Below are 17139 nucleotides of genomic sequence, written 5' to 3'. Positions count from 1 at the left end.
GGCGTGACTGCCGTGTTTATCGAGTCATTCGCTGGGTCGTTGTCGAGATCGCCCCGGGGATCGCGTCGGTGATGATCCCGAGGCGGATCCGGCCGGAACATGGCTCGAAACATCGGTCGACACGCCGCCGGGCAGGTCAAGCGGGAAGGTCAGCGTCCAGCGCAGCCCGCCCAGCGACGAGGTGGACGGGATCAGGGTGCCGCCTTGCGCCTCGATCAGTGCGCGGGCGATCGACAGGCCCAGTCCGCTGCCGCCGCTACGCCGATTGCGCGATCCCTCGACACGATAGAGACGTTCGGTGAGGCGGGGCAGTTCGTCATCCGAGACGCCGGGTGCGGTATCTTCCCAGGTGACTTCCGCGCGCTGATTCTGGCGTTTCAGGGTGACTCGCAGCGTACCGGGGCTGTCGGTGTATGCAATGGTGTTGGACAGCAGATTGTCCCACAGCTGGCGGAGCCGCTGATTGTCGGCACGCACCCACAGCGATTCGGTTTCCAGCTGCAGCGAAAGCCCGTGACCTTCGAGCCGCGCCTGACTGTCGTCGAGCCGCTGCTCCAGCGACTCTCCGAGATCGACCGGGACCAGATGCATATCCAGCGCGCCGGCGTCGCTCTGAGCCAGCAGACGCAGATCCTCGACCAGATGGCCGAGCTGATCGACCTCCTGCTGCAACGAGCCCAGGTTATCCGACGACAGCGGCCGCACGCCGTCCTGCATGGCCTCGATTTCGCCGCGCAGCACCGCCAGCGGCGTGCGCAGTTCATGCGCGATGTCGGCGACCCAGCGCTGGCGGGCGCGGCGGTTGGCCTCGAGCGTCTCGGCGAGCTGGTTGAAATCCGCGGAGAGGCGCGACAGTTCGTCCCGGCCACGCTCGGAGAGCCGCACGCTATAGTCGCCCAGCGTCAGCCGCCGGGTGGCGAGCGTCATCAGGCGGGCGCGGCGACCCAGCCACCAGGCGAGCCCGCCGGCCAGCAGCAGCGAGGTCAGAAACAGCGAGCCGACGATGATCGTCAGGTTGCGCTGCTGGCGTTCGAGGAAGATCTGATCCATGCGCGCCATCAGTCGCTCCGGCGGCAGATAGCCGAGCTGGCCGACCAGCTTGTCGCCACTGCGGATCGGCACGAAGTGCGGCTCCGGCGGCGGAGGCATGTCGAGATCGTCGGGGGGCGGCTTGAGTAGCGGCTCGCCGATGACCGGATTGCTCAGCTCATCCAGCAGCACGTAGCCACGGGCATCGGAAAGCTGGCGATCGATGCCGGTGGGCGGATGTCGGTCACTCGACCACAGCTGGCTGCGGACCAGGCTTTGCCAGGCGCGTGGGTTGTCGCGTAGCCACTGCCAGCTGCCGCGCTGGGTCCACTGTTCGCCCAGCGCGTTGGCCAGTGTCTCGGCACGCGTCGACTGGCTGCGTTCGAGATAGTTGACGAAACCCTCGTCCAGGCTGCGCGAGACGAACACGAACACCAGCCCGCTGATCAACACATTGGTGATCAGGATGATGGCGAAGAGCTTGATGCTGAGGCGTGATAGTCGTGGCCAGTCACGTCGGCTGTTGAGCGATAAAGACATAGCGTCTGGCTTTTTCACGGGTGGCGTCGATCTCTGGAGTGTGGCGCAAGCCGAAGCAATGACGATTCAGGCAATGGGAAAACATTATGGAGATTGTCGTGCTGAAGATCGTCGCGCTGGAAATTGTCGGGCGCCTGGCTGAGTCCAGCTCGATCAGCGCTCGTCGGCGCGGGAAATCCAGCGGCCCCCCCAGCGGAAGTCCACCGCCCAGTGAGGCTGATCGGTGGCGTCGAAGGCTGCCCACAGCTCATCGAAAGTGCGACCGTCGACCGGGTGTGCGTGCGCGGGCAGCAGTTCGGCCAGCGGATGCAGCACGAAGGCGTAGCGGGTGATGTCCTCGCGTGGCAGACGTGCCTCACCGTAGCACCCGACGGCATCGCCCCATAGCAGCACGTCGATATCCAGTGTGCGGGCGATGAACTTGGCTGGCCCCGGCGGACGGCCGTTGTCCCCTTCGATACGCTTGCAGCGATCGGTCACGTCTCCCGGCGACAGCTCGGTGTCGAATGCCACGACCAGATTGTAAAAGGGGCGGTCGTCGTCGAAGCCGACGGCCGGGCTTTCGAACACTCGGGAGAGTTGCAGCGGCGACGCACCGGCGAGATCGGTCAGCGCGTCCAGCGCGCGGCGAAGGTGGCGCTGGCGTTGCAGATTGCTGCCCAGCCCGAGCACGACCAGCGCCATCAGTCGACGCTGCGTTCGATACGGACGCCCACGGCGCGCGCCGCCGCCACGGCGCCCGGTTTGCGCACGGTCAGGCGCAGCTGGCGAACGCCGAACTCATCGATCAGTATGGCCGCGACGCGCTCGGCGAAGGTCTCGACCAGGCCATGGGCGTTGGCCTCGGCATAGGCGGTGAGGCGCTGGCAGATGGCGGCGTAGTCGAGTGTCCGGGTGAGATCGTCGCCCCGGGCGGCGGGGCGGATGTCGGTACCGAGTTCCAGGTCCAGTTCCAGGCGCTGGCGTACGGTGCGCTCCCAGTCGTAGACGCCGATCACCGTCTCCAGGGTCAGGCCCTCGATCAATATCTGATCCACGCGATGTCCTCGTCAGCAGCGGGTCGGGTTGGCGGCCGGTGTTGTCGGCGATGAGGCGTGTCGATCGAGGCCCCGGCCAAGGTGGCGTCGATTGTACGCGATGAGAGTGGCAGAATCAGGGCCTCTCGATGATGCCCGACCCGCGCCAACAAGGAGATTGATGCCTTTGCCCTCGGTCCTCGTTACCGGTCTGCTGATGGTGGCCGGCTACTTGAGTGGTTCGCTGCTTGGCGCGATCTGGGTCTGTCGTGCCTGGGGGCTTCGCGACCCGCGTCTTGCCGGCTCCGGAAACCCGGGGTTTTCCAATGTGCTGCGGGCGTTTGGCTGGCGGCCGGCGCTGCTGACGCTGATGGTCGACGCGGTCAAGGGCATGCCGGTGCTGTGGTTGTCAGGCGCGCTGTCATTGTCGGTCTGGGCACAGGGGCTGGTGGGGCTCGGCGTGCTGGTCGGGCACAGCTGCCCGGTCTGGCATCGAGGCCACGGGGGCAAAGCGGTGGCCAGCGCCTTTGGCGTGCTGCTGATGCTGGCGACGCCGGTGGCATTGATCTGCGCGCTGTGCTGGTTTCTGCTGGCCTGGCGCGTGCGTACGGCGGCGGTGGCCTCGCTGGCCACGGCGTTGATGGCGCCGCTGCTGAGTTACTGGCTCGCGCCGGCCATGACCGGTGTTATCTGCGTATTCTCGCTACTGGTGCTGGCAAGACACGCCTTGAACATCCGGCTATGGCAGGAGCGGCGCCGCGAGACACAGGAGCCAGCTCTGGCCGAGGCTTTCGATGCCGACTCTTCTGCCACCGATTCTGATGCTTCCGATTCTGATGCTTCCGATTCTGATGCTTCCGATCCTTGCGATGAGGAAGACGCGTCACGCAACCGGCGAAATCCTGTCGCGGCCAGGGCCGACTCCCGAAAGACGGATCCGGAAAACGTCGAGCCAGGGGAGGCTAGGCCGCGGGAGGAGTGAGCTCGGCCAGCGGCCAGCGCGGCCGAGGCTGCAGGGTCTGGCTTCGTTGGCCGGCCGCGAGTCGCTGTGCGCCGGCGTAGGCGATCATCGCGCCGTTATCGGTGCAGAAGCGTCCGCGCGGATAGAAAGCCTTGGCGTCCAGCTTGGCGAGCGCGGCGTCCAGTATCTCGCGCAGGCGGCGGTTGGCACTGACGCCACCGGCGACCACCAGCCGCTTCCGGCCGCTCTCCTTGAGCGCACGCCGGCACTTGATCGCCAGCGTATCGACCACGGCGTCCTCGAACGCCCGGGCGACGTCGGCACGCGCTTGATCGTCCAGCACGTCTTGCTCGCGAAGCTGGCGCAACGTGGTCATGGTGTGCGTTTTGAGTCCCGAGAAACTGAAATCGAGGCCCGGCCGGTCGGTCATCGGTCGTGGAAAGCGGAAGCGCTCGCTGCGACCCTGCTCGGCCAGCGCGGCGACCTGGGGGCCGCCGGGGTAAGGCAAATCGAGCATCTTGGCGACTTTGTCGAAGGCCTCGCCGGCCGCATCGTCGACGGACTCCCCCAGCAGCCGGTAGTCGCCAAGACCGCGCACGTCGACCAGCTGGGTATGGCCGCCGGAGACCAACAGGGCGACGAATGGAAATGCCGGTGGATTCTCTTCCAGCATCGGCGCCAGCAGATGCCCTTCCATGTGATGTACGCCCAGTACTGGAATCTCCAGCGCGCGGGCCATGCCGTGGGCGGTGCAGGCGCCGACCATCAATGCGCCGACCAGGCCGGGGCCGGCGGTATAGGCGATGGCATCCAGATCGTGCTTGGTCAGGTCGGCGTCGCCGAGCACCTGATCGACCAGCGGCAGCAGCTTGCGGGTGTGGTCGCGCGAGGCCAGTTCCGGCACCACGCCACCGAATTCGGCGTGCAGCGCCACCTGGCTGTAGAGCGCGTCGGCCAGCAGGCCAGCCTCGGTGTCGTAAAGGGCGACGCCGGTTTCGTCGCAGGAGGTTTCGATGCCCAGCACGCGCATAGTCGGATGTCCGTCGAGGTCGGGAGGCAAAAAAGGTCAGGAATCAGAAAGAGCGCTAGTTTACGCTGCCGAAAAGCCATTTGCATTGGTCGGGGGCCGAGACTAGAATACTCTGCTCTGCAGGACTGGGTCGTGCGCCTTTAACACGTTCTCGGCTGTCTATTCGCAAGATCCGGGTCATGACGACTCGAATCGAGCTGGAAAGAACCGGACCGGGAAAATCCGGGGTTGCGCCACGAAAGGTATCCGTTCCCTTCGTGACGAGGTTTCGAATATCCCGGGTTGCGCGTCGAAAAGGGTGTGCGTTCAAACCGAACTCAATTCCCAAGGTAGGTGAGTGCTTCATGCCCGCTGTTAAAGTACGTGATAACGAGCCGTTCGACGTCGCGCTGCGTCGCTTCAAACGCTCCTGCGAAAAAGCCGGAGTTCTATCCGAAGTCCGCCGTCGCGAAACTTACGAAAAGCCCACTGCGGTTCGCAAGCGTAAAGCTGCGGCTGCCGTGAAGCGTCACGCCAAGAAGTTGCAGCGTGAGCGTAAGCGTTTCGAACGCTTGTATTGATCCGTACTGTGGGTGACTTCGGTCACCTCAGAGGGACGATCAAACGGCCGCCGTTCAGGTGGCCGTTTGTTTTTGTCACGCTGCCATTTGCCGGAAACGGCACGCAGGCAGGAATATTCTGACTGTCCACGCTTCGCGACAGGCACTTTTTACGACAGATCTTCGTCACGACAGACCTGCTTTACAACAGATCTGCTTTAAAACAGATCTGCTTTAAACCAGATATGGCAGCAGCGCCGGGCCCTTTATCACAGCCCGCCTGCAGCCGGATTCTCCAGAGCGTCCCGACGATATGGCCGGACAGATTTCTCAGCGCTTCATCGATGACCTGTTGGCGCGTACCGATATCGTCGATGTGATCTCCGAGCGCGTTCAGCTCAAGAAAAGTGGGCGCAATCATAGCGGCCTCTGCCCGTTTCATCAGGAAAACTCGCCGTCGTTTACGGTGAGTCACGATAAGCAGTTCTACCACTGCTTCGGTTGCAGCGCTCACGGCAACGCCCTGCGTTTCCTGATGGAATTCGACAATCTGCGTTTCCCCGAAGCCGTCGAACAACTGGCATCGCGGGCAGGCATGGAGGTCGAACGGGAAGGCGGCGAGGATCCGGGGGCGCGTCAGCGCCAGCAGAAACGTGAGGAAGGGGTCAATCTGCTGGAGCTGGCCTCACGCTTCTTCCGCGAGCGGCTGGCGCTGGGAGGCGGACGTCAGGCCAGGGAGTATCTCGAGCGTCGCGGCCTGAGTCAGGAGATTATCCGCGATTTCGGTATCGGTTACGCCGAGGACGAGTGGGAATCGCTCAAGCGCTATCTGCTCGAACAGGGCGTCAGCGAGGCGGTCCAGGTCGAATACGGGCTGCTGGTGCACCGTGAAGAGACCGGGCGTACCTATGATCGCTTTCGAGACCGGGTGATATTCCCGATTCGTGACTGGAAAGGCCGCACCATCGCGTTTGGCGGTCGAGTGATGGGTGATGCCAAGCCCAAGTATCTCAACTCGCCGGAAACGCCGGTCTTTCACAAGGGTCGTGAACTCTACGGCCTGTTCGAGGCGCGCCAGGCCAATCGCCAACTGGCTCGCGTGCTGGTGGTCGAGGGCTACATGGATGTCGTGGCGCTGGCACAGTTCGGAATCCGCAATGCCTGTGCCACGCTGGGCACGGCGCTGACCACGGACCATCTGCAGCGTCTGTTCCGGCTGGTGGACGAAGTGGTGTTCTGCTTCGACGGCGACAATGCCGGGCGTCAGGCGGCGCGTCGCTCGTTGCAGACCGCGCTGCCATCGATGATCGATGGTCGCCAGGTGCGTTTCCTGTTTCTGCCCGAGGGGGAGGACCCTGATACGCTGATCCGTCAGGAGGGTCAGGAAGCGTTCGAGAATCGGGTCACCTGTGCCAGCCCGCTGTCGGAATTCCTGTTCGAGCAGGCGGCCGAAGGGCACGACCTCAAGCAGGTGGAGGGGCGGGAGCGTTTCGTTACCGCCGTGCTGGAGACGCTCAAGCGTCTACCGGAAGGGGTGCTCAAATCTCTGCTGGTCAGGGAACTGTCGGTGCGAAGTGGTATCGAACAGTCGCATTTCATCGATTGGCTGGCGACGCATGTCGAGTCGTTGCCGCGTCAATCGGCGACACCGGATGTCGGCGGCTACGAAGCCCTGATGGCCGTGGCAGAGGGTGACGAAACGGCTTCAGACCCTCGAGCGCCGGTCGATAAGGGTAAACATTCGTCAAGATCGCGCGCATTTCCGGCATCTCGCTCAGGAACTGCTACGCTTTCCCTGAGCATTCCGGCTCGGATATTGCATCTGCTGTTGCACGAGCCGGGATTGGCCGAAGGGCTGCCAGAAACGCTCGAATGGTGCCCGATGGAAGTGCCTGATGGCCGTCTGTGCCGCGAAGTGGTGCAACTGTTGCGTGCCGGACGCTATCGCAGCCCTCAGGTACTGCTGGCGCATTTTCACGGTAGTGCCGACGGTGAACGTCTCGATCAGTTGGCACGCCGTGAACTGGCCATTCCGCGTGAGGTACGGGCCAGCGAGCTGGACAACTGGGTGCGCTATCTCGAGCGTGAAAGCGAGCGTTTGAGCCCGGTCGAGGAGTATCGTCAGCTACTGGAGAAGAGCCGTCAGCCGGGCGCCCTCGGCAGCGAAGAGAAGCAGCGGCTCCGGGCGCTTATCGGTCAGTTGGCAACTGGCGGGTCAGGCTCTTCATGAGCGTCGACCGGATTGAAATCAAGGCCATTTGAATAACGAGATTGGCGCGAGCGCCCGGCGTTTGTACAGCAACCGTCCGGCGTTTCTAGGGCAGACTTCGGGCGGGAAACGGCGTCACGAGATTCGGACTACCAAGGCAGGGAAGCATGAAGTGGTCAATCAGTAAGGTTATCAACCGAACGCGCGGTCAAAAAGGTTGAAATGGCGGCGATCGCCACCAAATAGGTTAACCAAGCACACTAGCACACCTGGCAGGCAAGTTAGTAGAAGCTGGCAGCAAAAAGCGGGGGCGCGCTATACTAGCCGGCTTTTGGGCGGCGCGCTGTCATCCCCAGGTGCTTCATTCTTCTTCGTCGAGTAGGGTTTCTATGGCTGGAAATGCACAGCAGTCACGTTTGAAGGAGCTGATCGCACGCGGCAAAGAGCAGGGTTTCCTGACTTATGCCGAAGTGAACGATCATCTCCCCGAAGATATCGCCGATCCCGATCAGGTGGAAGACATTATCTCCATGATCAATGACATGGGGATCAATGTCGTCGAGGAGGCACCTGACGAAGACACGCTGATGATGTCCGACGATTCGGCGGATGAATCGGCAGCGGAAGAGGCTGTCGCGGCGCTTGCCGCCGTCGAGAGCGATGTCGGACGTACGACCGACCCGGTGCGCATGTACATGCGTGAGATGGGGACGGTCGAGCTGCTGACCCGCGAAGGCGAGATCAAGATTGCCAAGCGCATCGAGGAAGGTCTGCGGGAGGTCATGTCTTCTCTGTCCTACCTGCCCGGTGCCGTGGATTCCATCCTCAAGGTCTACGATCAGACTCAGGACGAGGAAGCCCCCGGGCGCCTGTCGGATCTGTTCTCCGGTTTCATTGATCCCGATGAAGGGATTCCCGGTGTTGCCGAGGTCGAGCTGCCGGAAGAGGTCGAAACCACGTCCAGTGGTGACGACGACGAAGACGACGAAGAGAGCGAAGAAGACGACGACACCGCCAGCGAAGGTGGCCCCGATCCCGAAGAAGCTCGGGTTCGCTTCGAGCAGATTCGCCAACAGAATGAAGTTGCCAAGGCCGCCATCGACAAGCACGGGCGTGGTTCGAAAGACGCCAATGCCGAGCAGGCGCGTCTGGCCGAGCTGTTCTCGCCGATCAAGCTGTCGCCCAAGCATTTTGAGCGTCTGGTCGGTCAGGTCCGGATCAGTGTCGATCAGGTTCGGAGCCAGGAAAAGGCTATCATGCAGGTGTTCGTCAAGCAGGGCAAAGTGCCGCGCAAGACGTTCATCAGCTCGTTTCTGGGCAGTGAAGCGACCAATACGTGGTTCGACGATTTCCTCGCCAAGCACGGCAAGTATGCCGATCGCCTCGAACCGTTCCGCGGTGACATTCAGCGCGCCCAGCGCAAGATCAGTTTCGAAGAAGAGATGGTCCTCCTTAGCGTCGGCCAGCTGAAAGAGGTCAATCGGCGTCTTTCCATCGGCGAGGCCAAGGCCCGCCGGGCCAAGAAGGAGATGGTCGAGGCCAACCTGCGTCTGGTCATCTCGATCGCCAAGAAGTATACCAACCGCGGTCTGCAGTTCCTGGATCTGATTCAGGAAGGCAACATCGGCCTGATGAAGGCGGTGGACAAGTTCGAGTATCGTCGCGGCTACAAGTTCTCGACCTATGCGACGTGGTGGATCCGTCAGGCAATCACCCGCTCGATTGCCGACCAGGCTCGTACCATTCGTATCCCGGTCCACATGATCGAGACGATCAACAAGCTCAACCGCGTATCGCGCCAGATGCTGCAGGAGATGGGCCGCGAGCCGACGCCGGAAGAGCTGGGCGAGCGCCTCGAGATGCCGGAAGACAAGGTGCGCAAGGTGCTCAAGATCGCCAAGGAGCCGATCTCCATGGAGACGCCCATCGGCGACGACGAGGACTCGCACCTCGGCGACTTCATCGAGGACAGCACCATGGTGCTGCCGATCGACTCCGCCACCGGCGAAGGCCTGATCGAAGCGACGCGCAACGTTCTCGGCGGGCTGACGGCCCGCGAAGCCAAGGTCCTGCGCATGCGCTTCGGGATCGACATGAATACCGATCATACGCTGGAAGAGGTCGGCAAGCAGTTCGACGTCACCCGCGAGCGTATTCGCCAGATCGAAGCCAAGGCACTGCGCAAGCTGCGTCATCCGTCGCGTTCCGAGCCGCTGCGTTCGTTCCTCGACGAGTAAGCGCGAAGCCGCATCGCGAAGTTCTGTCGCAAAGCCCTGTCGCAAAGCCCTATCCCGGGCACGAACGACGAGCCCCGCCAACCGAGAGGTTGGCGGGAACGTGAATATCCAGGGTACTGCGACTGATTCGAAATCGGCGAGAACCTCACTGCCGAGGACTTCTCGAACTCATCTGCGTAATGACGAGGGGGCTTAACGCTCGCGCCCTCGCCGCTCCCCCTCTATTGGCGGCACAAGTCCGCTTTTACCTTCAACCTCATGTGCTCGCTCGGGCCGACGCGTAACGGACATCCTGTCCTAACGCGCCTCTTGCGACATCCATGTCGCAAGACCCGGCTCGCAAATGAGCCTGAAGGAGCGGTCTTGAATAGCCGCCGGGCTCTGTGGCAATGAAGTTTGTCAGCGACTGAAAAATCAGTCTCTTTGGTCGCTTGATAGCCTCGCTGCCCGACTCGCCTGCAGCGTGCGCGTCATCAGCGCACGCAGGGCGGCCGGGCGTACCGGCTTGAGCAGGATCTGATAGCCGCCGCGCTTGATCTCCTCGGCGACTTCTTCGGTGCGATCGGCGGTGATCACGATACCCGGCACCGCCTGTTCGCAGAGTTCCTCCAGCGCTTCCAGCGCCATGATCCCGGTGACTTCGTTATCGAGATGGTAGTCCGCCAGAATGGCGTCCGGATCGCCACCCATGTTGCGAATCGCCGACTTGGCGCCGCCGATCGATGTGGCGGTGTAAACCTCGCACTCCCAGCCTTCCAGCATCGCCTTCATTCCCTCGAGAATCAGGCGCTCGTTGTCGATACACAGGATCCGCGTTCCTCCCAGCTTGTTGCTGACCCGCTTGCCGGGTGCAGTCTCCTCCGGATCGGCGGCGCCGCGGCGGCCGGCCACCAGCGGCACGGAGACCGAGAACACGGTGCCCGCGTCAACCTGAGAACGGACGCGGATAGGGTGGTCCAGCACCCGGCTCATGCGCTCGGCGATCGACAGCCCCAGCCCCAGGCCGCGCTCGCTCTCCTTGTGGCGCGACGCCTGGTCGAGCCGGCGGAATTCCTGGAATATCTCGCTCAGTTTGGATTCCGGGATGCCCGGGCCGGTATCCCACACTTCGATCGATATCCGCTCGGCGTAGCGTCGGCAGCCCAGTAGCACCCGGCCCTGCTGGGTGTAGCGCAGCGCGTTGGAGAGAAAGTTCTGCACGATCCGACGTAGCATCTGGGCATCGCTGTCGACCCACAGGCTGGTAGTGACCACTTCCAGGTCGAGACCGCGATCATCCGCCATGACCTCGAATTCCGCGCGCAGCGGGCGCAGGATATCCGCCAGCGGGAACTGGCTGCGGCGAGGTGTCAGCGCGCCGGCATCGAGCTTGGAGATATCGAGCAGCGTACCCAGCAGCTCTTCGGCAGCCTGCAGGGAATTGTCGATATGGCCGATGGTGCGGCTGTGGTCGACATGCTCGATCTGCTGGCCGAGCGCGGAGGTGAAAAGCCGCGCCGCGTTCAGCGGTTGCAGCAGGTCGTGGCTGGCCGCTGCCAGAAAGCGGGTCTTCGAGGCGTTGGCATCCTCGGCGGTCTGCTTGGCCTGGCGTAGCGCCAGCTCGGCCTCGGCACGAACGCGGTTCTCCTGGCGCAGAGCCGCGTTGGCCTCGGAGAGCGCCTGGGTGCGCTCGCGCACGCGTTCCTCGAGATTTTCGTTGGTCTCGCGCAGCGCGATTTCGGCCAGACGACGCTCGGTGATGTCCTGGTAGAGTGCGAAAAAGCCGAGAATACGCCCGCCTTCGCCGAAGTGCGGGGTGTAGGTCACCAGCATGTAGCGCACGCCGCCGTCGCCATCGTCCAGCGAAATCTCGAAAGTGACCCGCTCGCCCCGCAGCGCCCGCTGCATCCACGGCGTGCGCTGACGCGCGGTCTGCGGCGGCAGCACGTTTTCCGCCCGTTCGCCGATCACCGCATTGCGATCGATCCCCATCGTCGCCTCGTAGGCGCGGTTGGTGAAAAGATAGCGGCACTCCTTGTCGAAATAGGCGATCAGCGCCGGCACGTTGTCGGTGTAGATACGGATATTGCTTTCGGAGCGGATCAGCGCCTCTTCGGTGCGCTTCTGCTGGGTGATGTCCTGATAGGTGTAGACGAACCCGCCGCCCGGCATCGGATTGCCCAGCACCTCGAGCACGCTGCCGTCGGGGCGGTAGCGTTCGTAGCGGTGGGGCTTGCCGCTGCGGATATTGTCGATCAGCTGTTCGACGTGTTCTTCCGGATCGCCGGGGCCGTATTCACCGTTGTGGGCGTTGTAGCGGAAGACCTTTTCCATCGGTGTGCCGACACGAATCAGATTGTCCGGAAAGCGGAAGATCTCCAGATAGCGCTGATTCCAGACCACCAGATTGAGATTCTGGTCGACCACGCCGATGCCCTGATTGATGTTCTCGATGGTGGCCTGCAGCAAGGCGCGGTTGAACTCCAGCACCTGCGACGCCTCGTCGACGATCGAGATGACGTCCGAGATACCGATGCCGCGCCCCTGAAGGGCGGAGTTGACGACGATGCGCGACGACGAGGCGCCGAGCACCGACGCAAGCAGGCGTTCGGTGAACTGGATCACGTCGATCGACGCCCGGGTGTTGTTCTCCATCGGTTTGGCGGTGCGTCCGGCGTAGTCCTCGAAGGCCCGCTCGACCTGCGACTTGCCCAGGAAGCGCTCGCACAGCACCTTGAGATCGCCGACGGTGGTGGCGCCGGTCCATGGGCGGTTGACGGTGGTCTGACGGGTCTCGATGCTGTCGACGAACAGCGAAGCCTGGATGCGATCGACCACGCGCTGCGGTGTCAGCTGCGAAATGAAGATGTAGAAGAACAGGTTCAGACCCAGCGACAGCATGACGCCGTGGGCGAAACTATCGGTGACGTTGAGGCCGAACAGATGTAGCGGCGAGAGCCACGTCACCCCTAGCGGCCCGCCGGCCAGCCACGACTCCGGCAGCAGGTTGGCCTGGATCAGCGCCGGCATCAGCAGGGTGTAAGCCCAGATCAGGAAACCGACGTTGAGACCGGTGACGACGCCAAGACGATTGCCTCGTTTCCAGTAGAGCCCGCCGAGCACCGCCGGCGCGAACTGGGCCGCCGCCGAGAGCGATAGCAGGCCGGTCGCGGCCAGCGAGCTGTACTCGGCCACCAGCTGATAGAACAGGTAGGCCAGCGCGAGAATGACGACGATGGTGATTCGGCGAGCCCGCAGGACCATCCGGCCGTAGTCGCGCGGTTGTTGCTCGAACCAGCGCAGCCGGAACAGCGCGGGCAGCACGATCTCGTTGGAGATCATGATGGCGTTGGAGACTACGGCCATGATCACCATGCCGGTGGCCGCCGAGAGGCCGCCGACGAAGGTTATCATTGCCAGCCAGGGCTGGTTGGCAACGATCGGGAGGGCGAGAACGTAACTGTCCGGCGAGATGTCGTCGCCGGAGAACAGCGTAAGCCCCGCAGCGGCCAGCGGTAACACGAAGAAGCCGATCGCCACCAGGTAGATCGGGAATAGCCAGCGTGCCCGTTTGGCGTCGTCGGCGTGGGTGTTTTCTACCACCGTGATATGGAACTGGCGGGGTAGACAGAAGACCGCCAGCATCGCCAGCAGCGTCTGGGTCCAGAAGCCGGTATCGAAGTTCTGTTCGGTCAGCTGCTGCTGCAACTTCAGGTACGTGTCGGCGCGCGTCATGAGCTCGCCCAGACCGTCGAACATGCCCCAGGTGACGTAGGCCCCCAGAACCAGAAATACCAGCAGCTTGACCACCGATTCGAAAGCAATCGCCTGAATCAAGCCTTCGTGGTGCTCGGTGGCATTGGTGTCACGGGTCCCGAACAGTATCGCGAAGACCGCCAGGAAAATGGCGATGTAGAAAGCGGTGTCGTCGACGATCGGGGCCTTGATCGCATCGCCATCGCTGGTCATCACCTGGAAGGCGGTGGAAACCGCTTTCAGCTGCAGGGCAATGTAGGGCAGTGTGCCGATCAACGCGATCAGGCTGGCGAACGCCGCCAATGACTGCGACTTGCCGTAGCGGGAAGCAATGAAGTCGGCGATCGAGGTGACGTTCTGACGCTTGGCGACGCGGATCATCTTGGTGATCACCGGCCAGAACAGCAGAAATGTCAGCACCGGGCCGAAGAAGATGCTGGCGAACGACCAGCCGGATGTCGCGGCCTGACCGACGCTGCCGTAGAAAGTCCAGGACGTACAGTAGACCGCCAACGCCAGGCTGTAGACGATGGGCCGACGGGTCGCGGGGCCGTGGAGTCTGGCGTGGCGGTCTCCCCGCCAGGCAACCGCGAACAGCGTGGCGACGTAAAGTAGCGCCACGACGATCAACAACCCGCCTTCGAACATGAAATTCTCTCCCTTGAACTGCGGCCATTCTAGGGCAATGCCGGCCCTGAGGGCAGCCGCGATCCCGGGCTTGGGGATAACAGTACTGTGTGTTGCGTCAGCCCTTGGCGCACACCGTCTTCAGTTGCGGATCGTCGTCTGCGAGGTGGCGCAGGCGATCGACATCGGGCCGTCGACTGTCGCCGACGAGTGGTACCCGTTCCCGGTTGCTGCAGTTCATCAGGTACGCCTGATGAGTGAGTACGTCGCGATACTGCATCTCGAAATGGTAGAGAATGAACTCGACCAGATGCTCGCCATCGTCCCGCGAGCTCACCAGCTTGTCCCGGTCGACGACGCTGAACGCCGTGGTCAGCGGATAGAGGTAAGTCCACGGGCGCCACGGCATCCGGCTTTGCTCGGTCGACACCACCTGCGCTGATTCCGGCAGTTGCTGTTGCTTGTTCCCGTACCAGTCGTATTCGTAGTTGATCTGGTAGGCCAGTAGGCCCAGACCCGCGCAGGCCGGAATGATCCAGCGTGGGAGGCGCTTGCCGCTGAGCATACGCAGCAGCAGTGCTACGCCGGCGGCGCCCAGGCCAGCGGCGGCGGCGGCGACCAAATGCCATATCATAGTGAGTCCTTGCTCAAAGAATCGGGCTTCCCGTTGGGAAGCCCGATTCGATTGGAACCAGTTAGCCTGTGGGCCAGTTAGCCTGGCTCGTCAGGGAGGCATTGTCGCTTAGTGATCGATCGCGGTGCCAGCCCCCTTGGGATAGCGCACGCTCTCCACCAGGTCCTGGATCTCCTGCGGTGGCTCCTCGGTCACGCTGGAAACCACGTAGGCCACGGCGAAGTTGAGGATGGCACCCACGGCGCCGATGGATAGCGGCGAGATGCCCATCACCCAGTTGGCCTCGGTATCCGGCAGATTGGCGGTGCCCGGAATGAAGAACCAACCCTTGTAGACGAAGATGTAGACCAGAGTGAAGATCAGGCCCGTCAACATGCCGGCGATGGTCCCCTTGTTGTTAATCCGCTTGGAGAAGATCCCCATCATCAGGGCAGGGAACAGCGAAGCGGCGGCGATACCGAAGGCCAGGGCCACCACCTGAGCGGCGAATCCCGGCGGATTGACGCCAAGATAAGTGGCGACGACGATGGCGACGGACATCGAGATGCGCGCTGCCCGCAGTTCGCCCTTCTCGGAGATCTTCGGATTGATCGCACCCTTGATCAGGTCATGACTGATCGCCGAGGAGATCGCCAGCAACAGGCCTGCTGCCGTGGACAGCGCTGCCGCCAGGCCGCCAGCGGCGATCAGGCCGACCACCCAGCCGGGCAGATTGGCGATTTCAGGGTTGGCCAGCACCAGAATGTCGTTGCTGACTTCCAGCTCGTTGCCCTGCCAACCGCGTCCGGAGAAGTCGGCCGCGTCGTTGTAGAGCTGAATCTTGCCGTCGTTGTTCTTGTCGTCGAACTTGATCAGCCCCGTTTCTTCCCAGGTCCGGATCCAGTCGGGCCGGTCTGCGTAGGCGATCGGGTTGGCCGCGGCGTCCTCGTAGTTCTCGACCTGGCCGGCCATGTCCGGATAGATGGTGGTCACCAGATTGAGGCGAGCCATCGAGGCCACGGCCGGCGCCGTCAGGTAGAGCAGCCCGATGAACACCAGCGCCCAACCGGCGGACCAGCGAGCATCGGCGACCTTGGGGACGGTGAAAAAGCGCATGATGACGTGCGGCAGACCGGCGGTACCGATCATCAGCGATAGCGTGAACAGCACCATGTTCAGCTTGTTGTCGACCATCGCCGTGTACTCGTTGAAACCGAGCGCGACGACGACTTCGTTGAGCTTGGATAGTAGCGGCTCGCCGGATGCGCTGTGATCGGAGAACAGCCCCAGCGGCGGTATCGGGTTGTCGGTCAATTCCAGCGAAATGAACACCGCCGGAATGGTGTAGGCGATGATCAGTACGACGTACTGGGCCACCTGGGTATAGGTGATACCTTTCATCCCCCCCAATACCGAATAGAAGAATACGACTATCGCGGCAATGATCAGGCCGGTGGTCGCGTCGACTTCCAGAAAGCGCGAGAAGGCCACGCCGGCACCGGCCATTTGGCCGATGACGTAGGTGAGCGAAGCAATGATCAGGCAGACCACCGCGACCATGCGCGCCGACTTGCTGTAGAAGCGGTCACCGATGAACTCGGGAACGGTGAACTTGCCGAACTTGCGCAAGTAGGGGGCGAGCAGCAGGGCCAGCAGCACGTAGCCACCGGTCCAGCCCATCAGGAAAGTCGAGGCGCCATAGCCTGACGAGGCGATGATGCCTGCCATGGAGATGAACGAGGCGGCGGACATCCAGTCGGCGCCGATCGCCATGCCGTTGGTGATCGGATGTACCCCGCCACCAGCGACATAGAAGTCCTTGGTTGACCCGGCCTTGGCCCAGATCGCAATGCCGATGTAGATCGCAAAGGACCCCCCGACAAAGAGAACGTTGATCGCGAATTGACTCATGCAGGCTTACTCCCCGAGACCGAATTTTTTGTCTAGTCGGTTCATCTTCCAGGCGTAAAAGAAGATCAGGCCGATGAATATCAGAATGGATCCCTGTTGCGCGAACCAGAAACCCAGGTCGGTGCCGCCGACGGCTATGCCGGCGAGCAGGGGGCGTAGCAGGATGGCGCAGCCATAGGACGCCAGCGCCCACACGATCAGGCAGCCGGTTATCAGGCGAACATTCGCCTTCCAATAGGCAGCAGCGTTGGTTTTGTCATCTGCCATATTATCGTTCTCCGCGTCATTGAGGGTGGGAAGTGGCTTTGAATTTATGCTTACCCGATGGATCCGTCGTTCATATACAAACCGTATTCATCATGAGTGATTCGCGTGCATACGAATTTTGCGCGGGAAGGTTCGACCGATTGGCGCGTTTCGATCACTCATTTATAGCGACTAAAGTCACTCTCTATTGGCGCCATGGCTCGTCGACGGGATGCATTATCGATCTGCGATTGCCCTGAGTTACTCAATAGCAATATTGGGCAACGAAAACAAGACGTTAAATCTTCTACCTTAGTATCGTTAAAATGGCTGCACATAATGGCGCAAGTTTGACTCGGCATGAATCTATTCGCCCTTCGAATCTGCGCCGGCGTCTATAAGACGATGGTCTCGTGACGAATTCGAAGTGCTCGATGTGGCCGGGA

11 protein-coding genes and 1 pseudogene are annotated in these 17139 nt (G+C 62.2%); 4 read left to right on the top strand and 8 right to left on the bottom strand.

The window, feature by feature from the left end; translation table 11 throughout:
- Positions 1 to 24: 24 nt before the first annotated feature.
- From DOM58_RS01005 to folB, 3 genes are all read right to left on the bottom strand, one after another.
- Complete coding sequence (locus DOM58_RS01005; RefSeq protein ID WP_110691425.1) at positions 25 to 1569, bottom strand: ATP-binding protein; 1545 nt, start codon at positions 1567 to 1569, stop codon at positions 25 to 27.
- A gap of 153 nt (positions 1570 to 1722) precedes the next feature.
- Positions 1723 to 2253, bottom strand: a complete 531-nt coding sequence (gene folK / locus DOM58_RS01000) for a 2-amino-4-hydroxy-6-hydroxymethyldihydropteridine diphosphokinase (RefSeq protein ID WP_110691424.1) — start codon at positions 2251 to 2253, stop codon at positions 1723 to 1725.
- Positions 2253 to 2606, bottom strand: a complete 354-nt coding sequence (gene folB, locus DOM58_RS00995; RefSeq protein WP_075560836.1) for a dihydroneopterin aldolase — start codon at positions 2604 to 2606, stop codon at positions 2253 to 2255. Before folB ends, folK begins: the two co-directional genes overlap by 1 nt.
- 160 nt (positions 2607 to 2766) lie before the next feature.
- On the opposite strand from folB, the pseudogene DOM58_RS00990 reads away from it, so the two are divergent.
- Positions 2767 to 3324 (top strand): annotated as a pseudogene (locus DOM58_RS00990) (glycerol-3-phosphate acyltransferase); the annotation flags it as partial.
- 223 nt (positions 3325 to 3547) lie between these two features.
- Here the strand turns inward: DOM58_RS00990 and tsaD are convergent.
- A complete protein-coding gene (gene tsaD / locus DOM58_RS00985; protein ID WP_110691422.1) occupies positions 3548 to 4576 on the bottom strand; it encodes a tRNA (adenosine(37)-N6)-threonylcarbamoyltransferase complex transferase subunit TsaD in 1029 nt (342 codons plus the stop codon).
- 344 nt (positions 4577 to 4920) lie between these two features.
- On the opposite strand from tsaD, the gene rpsU reads away from it, so the two are divergent.
- The 3 genes from rpsU to rpoD all read left to right on the top strand — a co-directional run bounded on the left by rpsU (position 4921) and on the right by rpoD (position 9561).
- Positions 4921 to 5136 (top strand): 30S ribosomal protein S21, encoded by a 216-nt coding sequence (rpsU, locus tag DOM58_RS00980; RefSeq protein WP_075560838.1) that lies wholly within the window; start codon positions 4921 to 4923, stop codon positions 5134 to 5136.
- 292 nt (positions 5137 to 5428) lie between these two features.
- Positions 5429 to 7345, top strand: coding sequence for a DNA primase (gene dnaG, locus DOM58_RS00975; protein ID WP_110691421.1), 1917 nt, complete (start codon positions 5429 to 5431; stop codon positions 7343 to 7345).
- Between the two features lie 368 nt (positions 7346 to 7713).
- A complete protein-coding gene (rpoD, locus tag DOM58_RS00970; RefSeq protein ID WP_110691420.1) occupies positions 7714 to 9561 on the top strand; it encodes an RNA polymerase sigma factor RpoD in 1848 nt (615 codons plus the stop codon).
- 414 nt (positions 9562 to 9975) lie between these two features.
- Here rpoD and DOM58_RS00965 read toward each other — a convergent pair whose 3' ends face one another.
- The 4 genes from DOM58_RS00965 to DOM58_RS00950 form a co-directional block, all read right to left on the bottom strand.
- Entirely contained in the window at positions 9976 to 13944 is a 3969-nt protein-coding gene (locus DOM58_RS00965; RefSeq protein ID WP_110691419.1) for a hybrid sensor histidine kinase/response regulator, read from the bottom strand.
- Between the two features lie 97 nt (positions 13945 to 14041).
- A complete protein-coding gene (locus DOM58_RS00960) occupies positions 14042 to 14557 on the bottom strand; it encodes a hypothetical protein (RefSeq protein WP_075560842.1) in 516 nt (171 codons plus the stop codon).
- Between the two features lie 108 nt (positions 14558 to 14665).
- Complete coding sequence (locus DOM58_RS00955) at positions 14666 to 16447, bottom strand: sodium:solute symporter family protein (protein ID WP_110691418.1); 1782 nt, start codon at positions 16445 to 16447, stop codon at positions 14666 to 14668.
- A 6-nt stretch (positions 16448 to 16453) separates the two neighbouring features.
- Positions 16454 to 16714: a DUF4212 domain-containing protein gene (locus DOM58_RS00950; protein WP_075560844.1), complete on the bottom strand. Its 261-nt coding sequence runs from the start codon at positions 16712 to 16714 to the stop codon at positions 16454 to 16456.
- Positions 16715 to 17139: the final 425 nt, after the last annotated feature.

Source organism: Salinicola halophyticus (genome assembly GCF_003206695.1).
GTDB classification, from domain to species: Bacteria; Pseudomonadota; Gammaproteobacteria; order Pseudomonadales; family Halomonadaceae; genus Salinicola; species Salinicola halophyticus.
This window is presented reverse-complemented; position numbering and strand designations above follow the sequence as displayed.

What these genes read in the sequence shown, in the direction of transcription:
- DOM58_RS01005 (WP_110691425.1), bottom strand. Translation starts at nt 1,569, where the DNA reads ATGTCTTTATCGCTCAACAGCCGACGTGACTGGCCACGACTATCACGC.
- folK (WP_110691424.1), bottom strand. Translation starts at nt 2,253, where the DNA reads ATGGCGCTGGTCGTGCTCGGGCTGGGCAGCAATCTGCAACGCCAGCGC.
- tsaD (WP_110691422.1), bottom strand. Translation starts at nt 4,576, where the DNA reads ATGCGCGTGCTGGGCATCGAAACCTCCTGCGACGAAACCGGCGTCGCC.
- rpsU (WP_075560838.1), top strand. Translation starts at nt 4,921, where the DNA reads ATGCCCGCTGTTAAAGTACGTGATAACGAGCCGTTCGACGTCGCGCTG.
- dnaG (WP_110691421.1), top strand. Translation starts at nt 5,429, where the DNA reads ATGGCCGGACAGATTTCTCAGCGCTTCATCGATGACCTGTTGGCGCGT.
- rpoD (WP_110691420.1), top strand. Translation starts at nt 7,714, where the DNA reads ATGGCTGGAAATGCACAGCAGTCACGTTTGAAGGAGCTGATCGCACGC.
- DOM58_RS00965 (WP_110691419.1), bottom strand. Translation starts at nt 13,944, where the DNA reads ATGTTCGAAGGCGGGTTGTTGATCGTCGTGGCGCTACTTTACGTCGCC.
- DOM58_RS00960 (WP_075560842.1), bottom strand. Translation starts at nt 14,557, where the DNA reads ATGATATGGCATTTGGTCGCCGCCGCCGCCGCTGGCCTGGGCGCCGCC.
- DOM58_RS00955 (WP_110691418.1), bottom strand. Translation starts at nt 16,447, where the DNA reads ATGAGTCAATTCGCGATCAACGTTCTCTTTGTCGGGGGGTCCTTTGCG.
- DOM58_RS00950 (WP_075560844.1), bottom strand. Translation starts at nt 16,714, where the DNA reads ATGGCAGATGACAAAACCAACGCTGCTGCCTATTGGAAGGCGAATGTT.